This window comes from Marivita sp., from assembly GCF_017643905.1.
Classification (GTDB): domain Bacteria; phylum Pseudomonadota; class Alphaproteobacteria; order Rhodobacterales; family Rhodobacteraceae; genus Marivita.
Genome location: NZ_JAEPMO010000036.1, coordinates 15,758 through 31,880 on the forward strand (window position 1 = coordinate 15,758; position 16,123 = coordinate 31,880).

The 16,123-nt window shown below is 62.9% G+C and carries 19 protein-coding genes; 17 read left to right on the top strand and 2 right to left on the bottom strand.

Going from position 1 to position 16,123, the window contains the following annotated elements; all coding sequences use genetic code 11:
* Positions 1-5: 5 nt before the first annotated feature.
* From JJ869_RS07700 to JJ869_RS07740, 9 genes are read left to right on the top strand one after another with little or no spacing between them, the layout of a single operon-like run.
* Positions 6-608 carry a hypothetical protein gene (locus JJ869_RS07700; RefSeq protein WP_292265798.1) on the top strand — a complete coding sequence of 201 codons (603 nt, stop codon included), beginning with the start codon at positions 6-8 and terminating at the stop codon, positions 606-608.
* A complete protein-coding gene (locus JJ869_RS07705) occupies positions 556-2,541 on the top strand; it encodes a phage terminase large subunit family protein (RefSeq protein ID WP_292265801.1) in 1,986 nt (661 codons plus the stop codon). Before JJ869_RS07700 ends, JJ869_RS07705 begins: the two co-directional genes overlap by 53 nt.
* An 8-nt stretch (positions 2,542-2,549) precedes the next feature.
* Entirely contained in the window at positions 2,550-2,765 is a 216-nt protein-coding gene (locus JJ869_RS07710; protein WP_292265803.1) for a hypothetical protein, read from the top strand.
* A gap of 5 nt (positions 2,766-2,770) precedes the next feature.
* On the top strand, positions 2,771-4,276 hold the full coding sequence (locus JJ869_RS07715; RefSeq protein WP_292265804.1) for a phage portal protein: 1,506 nt from the start codon (positions 2,771-2,773) through the stop codon (positions 4,274-4,276).
* Positions 4,277-4,280: 4 nt separating this feature from the next.
* Positions 4,281-5,360, top strand: coding sequence for a head maturation protease, ClpP-related (locus tag JJ869_RS07720; RefSeq protein ID WP_292265805.1), 1,080 nt, complete (start codon positions 4,281-4,283; stop codon positions 5,358-5,360).
* Positions 5,361-5,366: 6 nt separating this feature from the next.
* Positions 5,367-5,738, top strand: a complete 372-nt coding sequence (locus JJ869_RS07725; protein ID WP_292265806.1) for a head decoration protein — start codon at positions 5,367-5,369, stop codon at positions 5,736-5,738.
* A 43-nt stretch (positions 5,739-5,781) separates the two neighbouring features.
* Positions 5,782-6,795: a major capsid protein gene (locus JJ869_RS07730; protein ID WP_292265807.1), complete on the top strand. Its 1,014-nt coding sequence runs from the start codon at positions 5,782-5,784 to the stop codon at positions 6,793-6,795.
* Positions 6,795-7,106 (top strand): hypothetical protein, encoded by a 312-nt coding sequence (locus tag JJ869_RS07735; protein WP_292265810.1) that lies wholly within the window; start codon positions 6,795-6,797, stop codon positions 7,104-7,106. The genes JJ869_RS07730 and JJ869_RS07735 overlap by 1 nt, the downstream gene beginning before the upstream one ends.
* A complete protein-coding gene (locus JJ869_RS07740) occupies positions 7,103-7,744 on the top strand; it encodes a DUF6441 family protein (RefSeq protein ID WP_292265811.1) in 642 nt (213 codons plus the stop codon). The genes JJ869_RS07735 and JJ869_RS07740 overlap by 4 nt, the downstream gene beginning before the upstream one ends.
* Before the next feature lie 56 nt (positions 7,745-7,800).
* Here the strand turns inward: JJ869_RS07740 and JJ869_RS07745 are convergent, their stop codons facing one another.
* Positions 7,801-8,958, bottom strand: a complete 1,158-nt coding sequence (locus tag JJ869_RS07745) for an aminomethyltransferase family protein (protein WP_292265812.1) — start codon at positions 8,956-8,958, stop codon at positions 7,801-7,803.
* Between the two features lie 106 nt (positions 8,959-9,064).
* On the opposite strand from JJ869_RS07745, the gene JJ869_RS07750 reads away from it, so the two are divergent.
* From JJ869_RS07750 to JJ869_RS07760, 3 genes are read left to right on the top strand one after another with little or no spacing between them, the layout of a single operon-like run.
* Complete coding sequence (locus tag JJ869_RS07750) at positions 9,065-9,985, top strand: LysR substrate-binding domain-containing protein (protein WP_292265813.1); 921 nt, start codon at positions 9,065-9,067, stop codon at positions 9,983-9,985.
* Between the two features lie 59 nt (positions 9,986-10,044).
* A complete protein-coding gene (locus tag JJ869_RS07755; protein ID WP_292265815.1) occupies positions 10,045-10,464 on the top strand; it encodes an acyl-CoA transferase in 420 nt (139 codons plus the stop codon).
* Positions 10,465-10,488: 24 nt separating this feature from the next.
* The gene (locus tag JJ869_RS07760; RefSeq protein WP_292265818.1) at positions 10,489-11,427 is read left to right on the top strand and encodes a phage tail tube protein; all 939 of its coding nucleotides are present in this window, start codon (positions 10,489-10,491) and stop codon (positions 11,425-11,427) included.
* On the opposite strand, the gene JJ869_RS07765 is transcribed toward JJ869_RS07760, so the two are convergent.
* On the bottom strand, positions 11,421-11,741 hold the full coding sequence (locus JJ869_RS07765) for a hypothetical protein (protein ID WP_292265821.1): 321 nt from the start codon (positions 11,739-11,741) through the stop codon (positions 11,421-11,423). The two genes, JJ869_RS07760 and JJ869_RS07765, sit on opposite strands and share 7 nt — an antisense overlap.
* Positions 11,742-11,789: 48 nt before the next feature.
* Here JJ869_RS07765 and JJ869_RS07770 point away from each other — a divergent pair, with 48 nt between their 5' ends.
* The 5 genes from JJ869_RS07770 to JJ869_RS07790 all read left to right on the top strand — a co-directional run bounded on the left by JJ869_RS07770 (position 11,790) and on the right by JJ869_RS07790 (position 15,984).
* Complete coding sequence (locus JJ869_RS07770) at positions 11,790-12,209, top strand: hypothetical protein (protein WP_292265823.1); 420 nt, start codon at positions 11,790-11,792, stop codon at positions 12,207-12,209.
* Between the two features lie 128 nt (positions 12,210-12,337).
* Positions 12,338-12,541 carry a hypothetical protein gene (locus JJ869_RS07775; RefSeq protein WP_292265826.1) on the top strand — a complete coding sequence of 68 codons (204 nt, stop codon included), beginning with the start codon at positions 12,338-12,340 and terminating at the stop codon, positions 12,539-12,541.
* Positions 12,542-12,589: 48 nt separating this feature from the next.
* Positions 12,590-15,031 carry a phage tail tape measure C-terminal domain-containing protein gene (locus JJ869_RS07780; protein WP_292265828.1) on the top strand — a complete coding sequence of 814 codons (2,442 nt, stop codon included), beginning with the start codon at positions 12,590-12,592 and terminating at the stop codon, positions 15,029-15,031.
* 1 nt (position 15,032) lies between these two features.
* Positions 15,033-15,620 (top strand): hypothetical protein, encoded by a 588-nt coding sequence (locus JJ869_RS07785; RefSeq protein WP_292265830.1) that lies wholly within the window; start codon positions 15,033-15,035, stop codon positions 15,618-15,620.
* 16 nt (positions 15,621-15,636) lie between these two features.
* Positions 15,637-15,984 (top strand): hypothetical protein, encoded by a 348-nt coding sequence (locus tag JJ869_RS07790; protein ID WP_292265833.1) that lies wholly within the window; start codon positions 15,637-15,639, stop codon positions 15,982-15,984.
* Positions 15,985-16,123: the final 139 nt, after the last annotated feature.

Genomic DNA, 16,123 nt, shown 5'->3' on the forward strand with positions numbered 1-16,123 from the left:
GCCGCATGCAAGGCATGAGCGAGCGCCAATACGCCGCCCATGTCGGGTTGTCGCGCGGCGCGATTCAGAAGGCCAAGGATACCGGCCGGCTGGTCCTCTTTGCTGATGGCAGCATTGACGCCGTAGCCAGTGATGAACGTCGCGCGACGATGACCGATCCGTCGAAATCCCGCGCCACGCCAAGCGCCCCTAAAGCCACCGCCCCCAAGATGAAACCTGTCCCAGAGGCTGCCGTGGCTGCGGTCGGGGAAACGCTGCGCGACGAAGGTCTGCCCGCCCCGGTCGCGGGCGGCGGCACGACGTTCCTGCAGGCCAAGACCGCCAACGAGGTGCTAAAGGCACAGGAACGCCGGATCCGGCTGCAAAAGCTGAAAGGCGAGTTGGTCGACAAAGCAAGGGCCGAAACGCTGATGTTTCGGTTGGCGCGAGAGGAACGCGATGCTTGGGTGACCTGGCCCGCGCGGGTCGCTGCGCTGATGGCGTCAGAACTGGCGGCGGCCCTGGATGAAGAGGTGACGGTGGAGGCGGCGCTGATGCAGAAAGTTCTGGAAGCTCATGTCCGCGCCCAACTCGACAGCCTCGCCGAAATCAGAACTGGTCTTGGGTGACGATGTCGCCGGGTTTGATGGTGCCAGGGATCTGCTGCGCGCCTGGTCGCGCGGAATCCGGCCTGATCCCGACCTGACGGTCTCGGAATGGGCCGACAAGCATCGCTGGCTGTCCTCGCGCGCGTCGGCGGAACCGGGGCGGTATCGGACGGCGCGCACGCCCTTTATGCGCGAGATCATGGATGCGCTCTCACCCGCAAGCCCGGTGCAGCGGGTTGTGTTCATGAAGGCGGCGCAGGTGGGCGCGACCGAAGCGGGCAACTGCTTCATTGGCTTTGTCATGCACCACGCGCCGGGTCCGATGCTGGCGGTGCAGCCGACCGTGGAACTGGCCAAGCGCAATTCGCGCCAGCGGATTGACCCGTTGATCGAGGAAAGCCCGGAGCTGCGCGAACGGATCAAGCCCGCGCGCTCGCGGGATGCCGGCAACACGATGCTGTCGAAGGAATTCGCGGGCGGCATTCTGATCATGACCGGGGCGAACTCCGCGGTGGGTCTGCGATCGACGCCTGCACGCTATCTGTTTCTGGATGAGGTCGACGCCTATCCGGCCTCGGCTGATGAAGAAGGCGATCCGGTCAGCCTGGCCGAAGCCCGCTCGCTGACGTTTGCGCATCGGCGCAAGGCACTGCTGATCTCGACGCCCACGATCCGGGGGCTGAGCCGCATCGAGCGCGAGTTCGAGGCGAGCGATCAGCGGCGGTATTACGTGCCCTGTCCGCATTGTGGCCAGGAACAATGGCTTCGGTTTGAACGCCTGCGCTGGAACAAGGGCCAGCCTGAGACCGCCGAATACCACTGCGAGGGTTGCGAGGCGTCCATCGCCGAGCACCACAAGACGGCGATGCTCGCCGCCGGGGAATGGCGGGCAACAGCGCAGTCGTCCGATCCAAATACGGTCGGCTATCACCTTTCGGCGCTTTACTCGCCGATCGGCTGGCTCTCTTGGGCGCGGATTGCCCGCGCCTGGGAATCGGCACAGGGCAATGAAGAGGCGATGCGGGCATTTCGCAATACCATTCTGGGCGAGACCTGGTTCGAGACCGGCGAGGCGCCAGATTGGCAGCGGCTGGCAGAGCGGCGGGAGGAGTGGAAACCGAGCACGGTGCCTGCGGGTGGGATGTTCCTGACGGCCGGGGCCGATGTTCAGAAGGATCGGATCGAAGTTGATGTCTGGGCATGGGGGCGAGGCCTCGAAAGCTGGCTCATTGATCACATCGTCATCGAGGGCGGCCCGGGCGATCCGGCGTGCTGGCATAAACTCTCCGATCTGCTTGGGCGGACCTGGCAGCATGCCAGCGGCACCGCCATGACGATTGCGCGGCTCGCTATCGATACTGGCTACGAGACCAGCGCCGTCTACGGCTGGGCACGTCAGGTCGGATTTGCACAGGTCGCCCCGGTCAAGGGACTTGAGGGGTTCAACCGGTCCAGCCCAGTGACGGGGCCGACCTATGTCGATGCCACGATCGGCGGCAAGCGCCTGCGCCGCGGCGCGCGGCTCTGGTCCGTGGCGACCTCGACCTTTAAGGCCGAGACCTATCGCTTCCTGCGTCAGGACCGCCCGACGGCGGAAGAGATCGCCGCCGGTGCTTCGTTCCCGGCGGGAACGGTGCATCTTCCGGGCTGGGTCGACGCTGAATGGCTGAAGCAGCTCACGGCCGAGCAGCTGGTCACGGTCAAGAACAAGCGTGGCTTCGCGAAACTCGAATGGCAAAAGCTGAGGGAACGCAACGAGGCACTCGACTGCCGTGTCTATGCCCGGGCAGCCGCTTGGATCCTCGGAGCCGATCGCTGGTCAGTCGCGAGGTGGGAAGAACTCGCGGCGCGGTTTGAGGTCGCTGATGGCAGGGGTATGGCCTCTGCCACAGGTCCGCAATCTGTACGCAAGGCACAGGTACGCCGCGTTGCGCGGTCAACATACATGGGATGAGTTTGGGCATGGTGGATTTAGCGACACTGAAACTCCGCCGGGAGGCCCTGACATCACAGCGCGCCTCCGGCGTGGCCCGCGTCAGCTACGATGGAAAGACTGTCGACTATCGCAGCGTCGCCGAGATCGATCGGGCGATTGAGGCCCTAAACCGTGAGATCGCGGCGGCCGAGGGGAGGCGGATCGTGCGTCAGGTCCGCGTCACTACGACCAAGGGCCTCTAACTAACATGGCATTGTTCGACCTCTTCCGCCGCCCCAAGCCGGGCGGCCCTGAAGCCATGCGCGCGCGGCTTGAGGGGGCGATGGCCAAGCGCCGTTTGCGCGGTTGGAACCCGCCTTTAGAAAACATCAACGCGCTGGTTGCCTCTGGCGGCCCGCGATTATTAGCTCGGTCCCGTGAGTTGGTGGTGACCAACGGCTACGCAGCGAACGCATGCGAGGCTTTTGCCGCGAACCTCGTTGGCGACGGGATCAAACCGTCCTCGCTCATTACGAACGCGGCGCTGCGTGATCAGGTGCAGAGACTCTGGCTCGCTTGGACGGATGAGGCGGATGCCGATGGTCTGACCGATTTCTATGGCCTGCAGGCCATGGTCGCGCGCGAGATGTTCGTCGCAGGCGAGTGTTTTGTGCGGATGCGCCCGCGTCGCGCTGAGGACGGGCTACTGGTGCCGCTGCAATTGCAGCTTCTGCAATCTGAGATGCTGCCCTTCGAGAAAACCGAGACGGAGCCGAACGGGAACCGCATTCGCTGCGGGATCGAATTCGACCTGATTGGGCGGCGGGTGGCCTATCACTTCCGTCGCCGCCATCCGGGCGACAGCACGGATCAGCGGGTGGCGCTGCCAGAGACGGTGCGGGTGCCGGCTGAGGAGGTGCTGCACATCTACCGGCCGATTGATGCAGGCCAGATAAGGGGCCTGCCGCATGTGGCGCCTGCCATGGTGCGGCTCTTTCTCTTGGACCAATACGACGACGCAGAACTCGACCGCAAAAAGACAGCTGCGATGTTTGCAGGGTTCATCACCAAGACGGCGCCCGAAGACCCGATGATGGGCGAAGGTAAAGCCGATCTCGATGGAGCAGCGATCGCCAGCCTCGAGCCGGGCACCATGCAGGTGCTGCTGCCGGGTGAGGATGTGAAATTCTCCAGCCCCGCTGATGTCGGGGGTGGCTATGAGGCGTTCCAATACCGCACGCTCTTAGCGGTCTCGGCCTCGCTGGGGCTGCCCTATCATCTCGTCACCGGCGATGTCCGGCAGGCGAACTATTCCAGCCTGCGGGCCGAACTGGTCGAGTTCCGCCGCCGCATTGGCCAGTTGCAGCACGGGGTCATCGCCCACCAGCTTTGTCGCCCGATTTGGCGGCGCTGGCTGGAAACGGCCGTGCTCTCGGGCGCCTTGGATGCAGATCCGGTTGCGGCCCGATCCGTCCAATGGATCCCGCCCCGCTGGGACTGGGTCGACCCGTTGAAAGACATCCAGGCACAGGTGCTGGCGATGGGAGCGGGCATCACCTCGCGGCGCAAGGTGGTCGAGGCCACAGGCTATGACATTGAAGAAGTGGACCGAGAAAACGCGGCTGATGCAGTTCGCATGAAAGAGTTGGGTCTCACGTATACAAGCAGCCCTGGCGAAACGCAGGGCGCACGGGTCACACCGACGAGCATCCTAGACCCGAATTCCCCCAAAGAGGATGGCAAGGCGCCGTCCACGACATCTGAGCAGGAGTAATCCCATGAAATCCTGGTACACGATCCGCGCCCGGGCCTCCGGAGCGCAAGGATCTCGCACGGAAGTGCTGATCTATGACGAAATCGGCGCCTATGGCGTCACGGCGAAAGGCTTTCTGGCCGAACTCGGGGCGCTGCCCGACGATGCCGCCATCGATCTGCGCCTCAACAGCCCCGGCGGCTCGGTCTTTGACGCGGTGGCAATCTACAACGCGCTGAAGCGCCATGCGGGCGAGATCACCGTCTGGATCGATGGCATCGCGGCCTCAGCGGCGAGCTATATCGCCATGGCGGGCGATACGATCGTCATGCCGGAAAACGCCTTCCTGATGATCCATGACCCCTCGGGGTTGGTCATAGGCACGGCCGAGGATATGCGGTCCACGGCCGAGGCCCTCGACAAGGTCAAAGGCAGCCTCATTCAGGGCTATGCCGCGAAGTCAGGCAAGTCTGACGACGAGATCGCCACCCTGATGGCGGCAGAGACCTGGCTTGATGCACAGGATGCGCTGGATTTGGGCTTTATCGACCGCATCGCCGAGCCCGTGAAACTCGCGGCCTCCTTTGATGTGGCGCGGTTCCGTAATGCGCCGCCGGAAGTGGTTGAGGCGAGCGAAACCATCGAGGCATCCAACGGTTCTGACACGGACGGCGGATCGGAGGCAGACGCGGCTGGAGCCCACGATCTCGAAGGGGATGTTGGACAGGACAACATCCCTCCGAACGAAATCACGCCGCCGCAGAACAGGGACGCGGGTGTTTCTGATGTGAACACCAGCTCCTCCGTCCCGTCCGAGAGCAGTGTCGCAGTCGACAACACGGCGCCAGAGGCTAGTGCCATCCGCACCGAGGCCATCGCGCATGCGCGCGCCGTGATCGATCTCTGCCGCCTCGCGGGTCAGCCGCAAATGGCGGGTCGGTTCCTTGAGGAGGACGTGGGCCTCGACGAGGTCCGCAACCGCCTTCTCGCGGCAAAGGCCGAAGCCACCCCTGACATCACCGCGGCCCATGCCCAGCCCGGGCGCGCGGCCACCACCCAATCCTGGGGCGATGTGATCGCCCGCACCTTCAAGACGAAAGGCTAACGCATTATGACGACGCTATCCGAGACCAAACACGCGGGCGGCTTCCTCGTCTGGGAAGTCCTCCGCGATTACACTCGAGAAACCATCACCGTGGCCTCTGGCGCAGGAAAGCTCGAGCCTGGCACAGTGCTCGGCAAGATCACCACGGGCGGCAAATACACCGAGCTCGCGCCGGCGGCCACGAACGGCAGCCAGAATGCTGCCGGTATTCTCTGGGACGGCCTTGATGCCACAAGTGCGGACGGACAGGCCGTGGCGCTCGTGCGAGGCCCCGCCATTTTGAACAAGAGTGAAGTGACGTTCCCGGCGGGGGCGACAGACGCTCAGATGACTGCAGCCATCACGGCGCTTGCTGCAGTTGGGATCATCTTGCGCTGATATCGCGTTCTCAAAACATCAATAGCTGCACGGAGGTTGGCGCATGGCCACCATGGATATTTTTGAAGGCGACGCCTTCTCTGTTATTGAGCTCACCCGAGCTTTGGAAAACATCCCCTTCAAGCCAGCCACTCTTTCTGGCTCGGGGCTTTTTGGCGAGCGTGGCGTCAGAACGCGCACAGTTGTCATTGAAAGCCGGGACGGGACCTTATCTCTGATCCCGTTCTCTGAGCGGGGCTCTGGCTATGATCAGCAGCGACCTGAAAGCCGGCAAGTCCGCGCTTTTGTCTGCCGTCAGTTCAAGAAACAGGACGTGCTCTGGGCCTCAGAAATCCAAGGCATCCGTGAGTTTGGCTCGGAAAGCGTTACGCAACAGGCGCAAGTCGAAGTAGCCCGCAGGATGCGGCGGCTCCGGGCGGATGCAGAGGCCACCTTTGAGTACCATCTCCTCAATGCGCTCCAAGGTGTTGTGAAAGATCCTCGTGATGGGGCTGTTGTGATCAACTTCGCAGATGAGTTTGGCATTACACCGGCGGCAGAGATCGACTTTGATCTCGACAATGCCACGCCAGGATCGGGGGTCTTGCGCAAGAAATGTCAGGCGCTGATCGAAAGTGTTGAGGAGAGCTTGGGCGGCCTTGTGATGGGGCCAGTGAACCTCCGCGCAGAATGTGGATCGGCCTTCTTTGCCGATCTTGTGGCTCACAAAGAGATCCGTGAAACTTATCTCAATACTGCCGCAGCCAGTGAGTTGCGGGGCAGGGTGGTGGATGAGGTAAACTTCGGCGGCATCACCTTCCGCCGATATGGGGGCAACTCTAATATCGGGGTGCCCACGGATAAGGCCTTTTTCTATCCCCAAGGTATCGAGGGTCTCTTCGAGATCTACTTCGCCCCGGCCGACACTTTCGAGACGGTCAATACTTTAGGCCTTCCGCTTTATGCGCGGATGATCCCAGATCGTGAGCGGGATGAGTGGGTGCGCCTTGAGATTGAGAGCAATCCGCTGCCGATCTGTACGCGTCCGCAAGTCCTACGAACGGCAAAGCGGACGTGATGAGCGCCTTCACTGACGCTCTCGGGGTGCTGTTCCTCGATGCCAATCTCTCGGTCGAGATCTGGCATCGAGACAGCGAAGGGCAGTTTACGCGCGCCCGGGGCATCTTGCGCCGCCCCGATGAGATCACCGAGTTCGGATCGGCGCGGCTTATGTCAGACACCACTCGGATCGATGTTCGGGTGGTGGATATTCCAGACCCTCGACCTCAGGAGCAGATCCTGGTCGGGGACGAAACCTTCCTGATCCAGGGTGAGCCGCGCCGTGACCGCGAGCGGCTCATTTGGACCATTGAACTGACCCCCGCATGAAATTGGGCCTGGACATCACACCCCACCTCGTCGCCGTGATGGCCGCCGAGATCAAGGCCGGCGAAAAGGCTGTCAGCGCTGCGATGCGCGAAACCGGAACCGACCTGAAATCCGCCTGGCGCGGGCAGATCACCCAAGCGGGCCTTGGCCGGAGGCTTGCGAATTCGATCCGGAGCCAGACCTATCCCAAGGCCGGTGAAAGCTTGAAAGCCTCTGCGCTGGTTTGGTCGAAGGCTCCGGTCATCGTGGGCGCGCACGACACGGGACCACTGATCCGCTCGAAAGATGGGTTCTGGCTAGCCATACCGACCGCGGCGGCCGGCAAAGGCCTGAAAGGTGGGCGCATCACGCCTGGGGAATGGGAACGGCGGCGGGGGCTACGGTTGCGGTTCGTCTATCGTCGACGCGGCCCGAGCCTCTTGGTGGCCGACGGGCGGTTGAACAGCCGCGGGTTGGGCGTTGCGTCGCGATCCAAGACGGGTCGTGGCAAGGCAACGGTGCCCATCTTTCTTTTGGTGCCGCAGGTGAAGCTGTCGAAACGGCTGGATCTGGCGCGGGATGCAGAGCGCGCGCAGGCGGCCGTGCCGGGGATGATTGTGGCGAATTGGGTGGAGGGACGCGTCTCCATGCCAAGTTGAAGTCAAACAAGTGGCTAATGCTTGCTTTGCGTCATTATCGCGCCTTTGCCAGAGGATCAGGGGATAGTTCTGTCCAATCCGCGCGGGATGCGTTTTTCTGCGTCGTAGAATGGCAGATCCACAATGGTGCACGGCATTGTGGCCCCTTTGTCCGCACGCACGACCAACTCGCGCCCGACCCAGTCGCCTGCGCTGTCCATTCTCGCATAACCAATTCCTCTTCCGAGGAACGGAGACTTTGCTCCAACCGTCACGTGGCCCACGCTCTCCGTCCCGTCGAAGATGAGGTAACCGTCCAGGGGAGCCTCCGGACAGGTCAAGCCGAAGAGCCTGCGCCCACGGGGTGCCGCCAGAAGCGCCTTGCGACCGATGAATTCTTGGGCATCCAACTCGACGAAGGCGCCAAGACCGGCTTCCCACGGGTTTGTCGTCAGGTCGAAGTCGGTGCCACTGTCAAGAATGCCGGCCTCGATACGCCGAATACCCATGGATGCGACCGAACCGAACTTCATGCCATTCGGTGCTCCGACGGCCATGACCCGCGTCCAGAGGGCTTGGTGGTCGGTCTGGGCCTGCGTGTAGATTTCGTAACCAATCTCTCCCGTCCAACCGGTGCGCGACACGTAAACCTCTTGTCCCGCAATGACGAAGAAGCCGGAGTGGAAGTACCCCATCTTCTCGGTGATGGCTCCGTCTGTCAGGCCTTGCAGGATGGCAAAGGACTTCGGGCCCTGAACCTGAAGGACACGGGATCTCGGGTCGCTGACGGTGATGTTGAAGCCTTCGGAATTAGCCAGTAGCCAAGTCTCCAGAGCGCCATCGGGCTGGACATACCAGAAACGGTTCTCCTCCAGGCGAAAGAGAACGCCGTCGATGAAGAGGCCCCCGTGATGCGCACAGGCAATGGCATAGCGGCCTCTACCGAGTTTCAGGTCGCCGATCCGCCGCGTGAAGATGCGCTCAAGGAACGGCACAACGTCCGGTCCGCTGATCTCGACGGGGCGTTCGGGCACGTCATATAGCATCGCCTTGCGCCGCAGGTTCCAGTAGCAGGCGTCGACATCCTCACCGATGTGCTTGGCGTAGAAGCGCCCCGCATAGACACCCATGAGTGTTTCGGGGGTCTCCCAAAGATGCCGGAACGGAGATTGCTCGAACCGGCGGGCACCGACACGAACCGTGTCACTTGGGTCGAAATGGATGGAATCGCTCACTCTGCAAGTCCTTCGGGCAAGAGGTTGGGTTTGCTGAAGGATCGCCGACGGAGCGACGGTCCGCAAACTATTTGATCCACCGCAAGAGGTTAGATAATCTAACCACATGTCCGACTGGCTGCCCTCCCTGAACACGCTGCGTGCCTTTGAGGCAACGGCACGCCACCTCAGCTTTGTCAAAGCGGCGGCGGAACTGCATGTCACCCCTGCGGCGGTCAAACAGCTGGTTCGCAAACTGGAGGAGACATTGGGGTGTTCGCTGATCGAACGCGCCGGGCGCGGGCTGCAGCTGACAGTGGCTGGACGCGCCGGTCTGTCCGAGATGACACTCGGCTTTGACCATCTTTTGGAGGCCGTTCGCCGGATGCGTGCCGTCAGCGGGCGCCGACGCCTTGTCGTGTCGGTAGAGCCTTCCTTTGCCACAGCCTGGCTCGTTCCGCGGCTCGAGCGGTTCCGGCGTCGCATGCCCGATGTCGACGTGCTGATCGACTCCTCCGCGCATCTCGTTGATCTTGTCCGGGGTGACGCGGATATCGCGATCCGCTTTGGCGCGCCAGCTGACAACCGATTGGTCGCGAAGCGGCTCTTCGACGAGGAGCTTTGCGCCTTCTGCAGCCCGGCAATCGCCGCTGGACTGCGCGCCCCCTCGGATCTGGCACGCTGCCAGTTCATTCACTGGGAGACATCGTCGCTTGGATGGGCGAGCAGCACACGGGCGCTGATGGACTGGACGGTATGGCTCGATCGGATCGGAGCGGCTGGGGTCGTGTCTGAAGGCGGCCTTCGCTTCAGCGACTACAACCTTGCTGTGCAGGCAGCGATTGCGGGTCAGGGCGTGGTCCTAGGAAGTCGACCGGTGCTGGCCGACCTGGTCACGGCTGGATTGCTTGTCTTCGCCGTTCCGCAACGTCTGCGCACGCATGTCGGCTACGACGCGGTGACAACCGGCACGGTTCTCATGAGACCAGAGGTCACGGCCTTCGTTGACTGGATCTTGTTCGAAGCTTCTGGCCGGGCCGATTTCTGAATAGACGGTCGTAGTTCAGGCGCGCGGCAGTTTGCTTTCCTACTTACTTGAGTCTGGTCATGCCCACCCCCCGCGAAACCATCCTCGCCGCGCTGCTAGCGCGGCTCTCGGCGCTGGCCGCCACCGCACTGCGCGGTGAGGTGCTGCCCGAGCGCGTGCCGGCAGACGGCCTGTTGATCCTGCGCGACGGCGAGCCGGGGGAGCCGGAGGTGACGCTTTCGCCGCTGGCCTACCATTACCAACATCGAGCCGAGATCGAGGCAGTCTTTCAGGGTGCAGACCGTGACGCCGCCTTCGACACGCTCTGCGCCAACATCGGCACGGCGCTCGCTGCCGACCGCACGCTGGGTGGCCTCTGCGACTGGGTGGAGGCCGAAGCGCCACGGCACGTCGATCTGCCCGTAGAGGGCGCGGCGAGCCTGAAGGCCGCGGTCATTCCGGTCGTCCTGCACTATTCAACGGCCGACCCTCTCGGCTGATCCCGACAATCCGAGGAGAACAACATGGCACGAGCCCAAGGGGCGCGGGCGCAGATGGCGCTTGCGTTTGAAACAACCTATGGCACGCCGCCAGTGAGCGGTTACACCAAGATGCCCTTTGCCAGCACGACGCTGGGGGCCGAGCAACCACTGCAAACATCGGAATTGCTGGGCTATGGCCGCGATCCGCAGGCCCCGATCAAGGATGCGGTAACGGCAGACGGCGACGTGGTTATTCCGATCGATGCTGAAGCCTTCGGCTTTTGGCTGAAGGCCGCTTTTGGCACGCCGACAACCACCGGCGCCGGGCCCTACACCCACGAGTTCCGCTCTGGAAATTGGGCCCTGCCGTCATTCTCGGTCGAGACCGGGATGCCCGAGGTGCCGCGCTATGCGATGTATTCCGGCTGCATGGTGGACAGCCTGAACTGGCAGATGGCGCGGTCTGGGTTGCTGACGGCGACGGCCAGCATCGTAGCCCAAGGCGAAGCGATCGCCACAAGCACCGCAGCGGGCACGCCGACCAATATCGCGCTGAAGCGTTTCGGTCATTTCAACGGGGCCATCACGCGGAACGGGGCTGACATTGGTAACGTTGTCTCTGCCGACATTACTTATGCCAACAATCTCGATCGCATCGAGACGATCCGGGCCGACGGGAAGATCGATGGCGCGGACCCGTCGATTGCTGCCCTGACCGGCAATGTCGTCGTGCGCTTTGCTGACCAGACGCTGGTGACCCAAGCGATCAACGGGGAGGCCTGTGAGTTGGTGTTCTCCTATTCCTTGCCAACAAGCGAAAGCCTGACCCTGACAGCCCATGCCGTTTATCTTCCGCGCCCCCGGATCGAGATATCGGGGCCACAAGGCGTGCAGGCCACCTTCGACTGGCAGGCTGCCAGTGATCCGGTGCTGGGCCGGATGTGCACCGTGACCCTTATCAATGACCGAGAGGTTTACTGATGGCGCACCGTTGCGTTGGGCTGAGGGGTATAGATCGGCTTCTCAAGCCGCAAGATACTCCGGCCTTCGACAAGAACTTCGGTGAGGGTTGATCTGACCGCGTGGGATGTGGCCTGCAGGCTCAACTTGGAAAGCATGAGTGTTGTTTCATGCAAGCGTTCCTCAGCACGTTCGGCACGAAGCGTTGCGGCGTGGAGCTGGGCGGCAAGCAATTCGATCTGGTCTTTCAGGCTATCTCGCTGAAACTTCGTGATCTCCAAGGCCATTGCGGTCTCCATGTAGGCCTTGTCTTCTTTACTACTCTTCTTCGCCATGGTCCTCACCTCCTCCCATTGCGATTGCCATTCAAACATTGAACGAACATGCCAATTTTGACAAGACAGCACGCCTATCAAGATGAATCAGGAGAATACAAAATGCTATGCCTGAACCTCTCCATAGAACCACGCTGGCTCGATCTCGGCCACGGTGTCCGCCTGCTGGTAGAGCCGCTGACCACCGCCGTCATGCTCGCTGCGCGGAGCGATCCGACGATTGTCGCAGCGGCGGCGGTTGAGGGCGATGCGGCCCATTCCAACGACGATCTCGCGCGCATTGTGGCTAAGGCCGTGGCGCGCATAGTGGTGAAGGACTGGGACGGCGTCGGTGATGATGACGGTAAACCACTGCCTCTGACGCCCGAGGGCATCGAAGCCCTTTTGGAGATTTGGCCGATCTTCGAGGCGTTCCAGACCAAATACATCGCGGGCGCGCTGATCCTGGACGCGGAAAAAAACGCCTGACCGCTCTCGCCGACTGGGAATTCGGCGGGGGCGGTGACTATTGCGCGGTGTGCCCCTCTATTTGCGCGGAATGCCCACGGACCCAGCACAAACCTCTCACCCTGGAAGGTTGGCAGATCTGGGATCTGGTGCAGCGCCTCGGTGGACAGGTGCGGGTCGCCGGCGGTATGAGCGGCGGTGCTGTTCTCGGCTGGGACATGACCGCCGCTCTGCAACTCGGCGCGGCCCTCGGGCTCTCCCCTCTCATCATTGCAGAACTCCTGCCGCCCATTGAGGCGGTGATGGTGCGCAAGATCAATGAACACCTTCAGGCCGGATCAGGCCTGAACTGACCTCGTTTCCATTGGGAACGAGGTGTGACCCACCAAGGAAATGTTCCGATGGCAGAAAAGCGCGTTTCCGTCCGGCTCTCCGCGACGGGCGGCCGACAAGTGCGCGCCGAGCTGGAAGGCGTTGGTGAGGCCGGGTCGCGGGGCTTCGGCCGTCTCAGCCGTGAGATGGAGCTTGCGAACACCCGCATGGCCGCTTTCGCGCGGCGGGCCCGGATCGCGGCGACGGCTGCTGCCACAGCACTCGCAGGTGCCGTTGTCGCGATGACCCGCTCAACTGTGGCCGCGGCTAATGAGATCGGACAGTTCTCCCAAGTGGCCAATGCCAATCCAGAGGTCTTCCAGCGCTGGTCAGCGGCCTCGGCCACCGTCGGCATCGAACAAGAAAAGCTCGCCGATATCCTGAAAGACGTGAACGACCGCGTGGGCGACTTCCTGCAGACAGGTGGCGGCCCTATGGCGGACTTTTTTGAGAATATCGCGCCGCGCGTTGGCGTGACGGCCGATCAGTTCGCCCGGCTCTCAGGACCGGAAGCCCTGCAACTCTATGTCGACAGCCTCGAGCGGGCGGGCGTCAGTCAACAGGAGATGACTTTTTATCTTGAGGCCATGGCCTCGGATGCCACGCGGCTGATCCCGCTCTTGCAAAACGGCGGTGCGGAGATGACCCGGCTTGGCGCTCAGGCGCAGGCATTGGGTGCCGTTTTGGATGCGGACGCGATTGCCGCGATGCGCCGGTCCGAACTGGCGCTGGTCAGTATCGGCCAGGTCTTCGCCGGGGTGCGCAATCGGATCGCCGTGGCGCTGGCACCCACGCTAGAGGCCGCGGCCAATGCCTTTGTCGCGCTGGCCTCTTCCACCAGCCCGATCAGCCGAGCCTTCGACGCGGTGCTCGCCAATCTCGACCGGCTCGCGATCTACGCTGCGACCTTCGCCACCTTCCTCGCCGGACGCTGGGTGGCCGCGATGGCGGCGGCCGCCCTTTCGGTGCGGGGTTTGGCTACGACGCTCGTGGTTCTGAAAGGCGCACTGATCAGGACTGGCATCGGTGCCCTCATCGTCGGTGCCGGAGAACTGGTCTATTGGTTTACGCGGCTTGCCTCTGGCGCAGGCGGCTTCGGTGAAGCCATGCGGCTCTTGAAAGATGTCGCTGTCGAGGTCTGGGAACGGATCAAAATGGGGGCCAACGCGGCCGGGTCGCGTGCCACAGCCATGTTTTATGATCTCAAAGCCGATGCGGCGACCGGCATGGCTGGTGCCATTGAGAGTGTCGTGGCCTTTGGCAACGCCACCGCCAACACCTTCGAGGGCGCGCTTTTGGCCGTGCGCGAGATCTGGTCGCGTCTGCCGGATGTGATCGGCGATCTCGTGTTCACGGCGGCCAACCGCATGCTCGACGGGATCGAGGCCATGCTGAACGGCGCAATCCGCCGAATTGACGCCTTCACAGGGCGCATTCGGGATGCGCTGGCGGCGGTCGGCATCGAGACCACCTTCGGTCATATCGGAGAAATCAGCCTTAGCGACATCCCGAACCCCTTTGCCGGAACCTCCGCAGATGCAGGAACGGCTGCAGCAGAGGCCTTTCGCCGAGCCTTCGAGGATAACCCACTTACTGCCCCCGATCTTGGCCTTGATGGTATTGCAGCGGATGCACTGGAAACTGCCAATATTTACCGGCGTGCTGCCACAGACCTTGCTAATGGAGCGACAGCCCCCCTCACCTCCTGGGGCGCACTTCGCGATGCCGTTGCCGGCACGGGTGAAGAAGGAGCGGCGGCGCTGGATGAGGCCACGGCCTCTGCAGATCGTCTGTCTGATGCCATGGGTCGTGCCGGTGGTGCCGCGGGCAGCGCTGGCGAACGGATCGCTACCGGTTGGCGCGCCGTGTCGGAGTCTCTTCAAGCCTATGCCACCGACGCGCTGAACTGGGGAAAAGGCCTCGGTGAAACTCTGACAGGGGCCTTCAGCGGCGCGGAAAGCGCGTTCCGAAGCTTCGTCGAGACCGGCAAGTTCGACTTCAAGAGCCTCGTGCGCTCGATCCTGGCGGACCTTGCAGTTCTGTCCTTCAAGCGTGCGGTGCTGGGGCCCATCGCCTCGGCGCTCTCCGGCATCTTTGGCGGCGGGTCTGTTGCAGCGGCGGTCTCGCATGCGGGTGGCATTGTTGGCCTGTCGGGCCACACGCGGCAGGTACCCGCGGTCGCGTTCACTAGTGCTACTCGTATGCATTCCGGCGGTTGGGCGGGGCTCCGCCCTGACGAAGTTCCGACGATACTGCAGCGAGGGGAACGGGTGCTGAACCGACGCGAGGCGGCTGGGTACGGACGTGGTGCCGGCGCTGGCACCGGCGTGACCGTGAACATCGACGCGCGCGGGGCGCAGATGGGCGTGGCCGAGCAGATTGATGCGCACCTTCGGGCTGCCATCCCCGAGATCGCCCGCATTGCCAAGGAAAGCGTGGCCGATGGCCGACGCCGGGGTCAGGTGATCTGAGATGGCCATTCCTGTTTTGCCGCTGGCGCTCGTGTCTTCTCTCGAGCGGCGGCTGGTAACGTCGGTCGCCGAGGCCCGTTCGCCATTCACCGGCACGTCCCAGATCCAGGACTGGGGCGCGTCGTGGTGGGAATACCAGATCGAGATGGCGGTGACCCAAGGGGCCAATGCTCGGCGGCTTTCGGCCTTCTTCACCGCGCTGGGTGGATTGCGGGGCCGGTTCCTCTTCCCCGATCCCTCGATTGAAGTGTCGGTGGCGGCGGGCAATCCTTACGTGACCGAGGCGCAAGTCGCAGGGGCAACCATCCTGCGCACGGCGGGTTGGGGGCTTGGGCTTCGCGCAGGGGATTTCTTCCAGTTGGGCGGAGATGCCACCACAAGGCTTTATCAGCTAACGGCGGATGTGGCGCCTTTGGGCAGTGAGGCCACGCTCGCCTTCGTGCCGCCGCTTCGTGCTTCCGTGCCGGTCGGCACGCTTCTCGGCCTCGATGCCCCGTCGGTTCTGTTGCGGCTGACGGCCCCGGTCCCCTCGGTCATCGGCCGGGCGGATCAGCACCGCTTCACGATCTCCGCCCGTGAAGCCCTTTAACTAGAGAGGCCCTATAATGAGCCGTGATCTCACCGTCGCCTTTGCAACCGCACTGGCGGATCAAAGCCTCCGGCCTGTCATCTTCTTCGAGGGCCAGTTCGCGACAGGCTGGGTTCGGATCTGGTCTGGCCTTGGGGCTGTGACTTGGAATGGACACACTTGGGCCGGGGCTGGGTCTCTTCTCGGGCTCGGCTCCCTCGACGAAACCGGGGAGGTCGTGGCAGGCGGTACCGCCGTGTCGCTATCCGGCGTACCACTTGATCTGGTGCAGATGGCGATCGATGAAGCGCGTCAGGGCCTGCCGGGCAGGATCTGGCTGGGGCTTCTGGCCGAGAATGGCAACATCATTGCCGATCCGGTGTAGGCCTTCTCAGGTCGGCTCGATGTCCCTGAAATCAAGGACGACGCGGATACCTGCACGATCACCATCAGCTATGAAAGCCGCTTGATCGATCTCACCGTGGCGCGGACCTGGCGCTACACCCATGAAAGCCAGCAGGTCT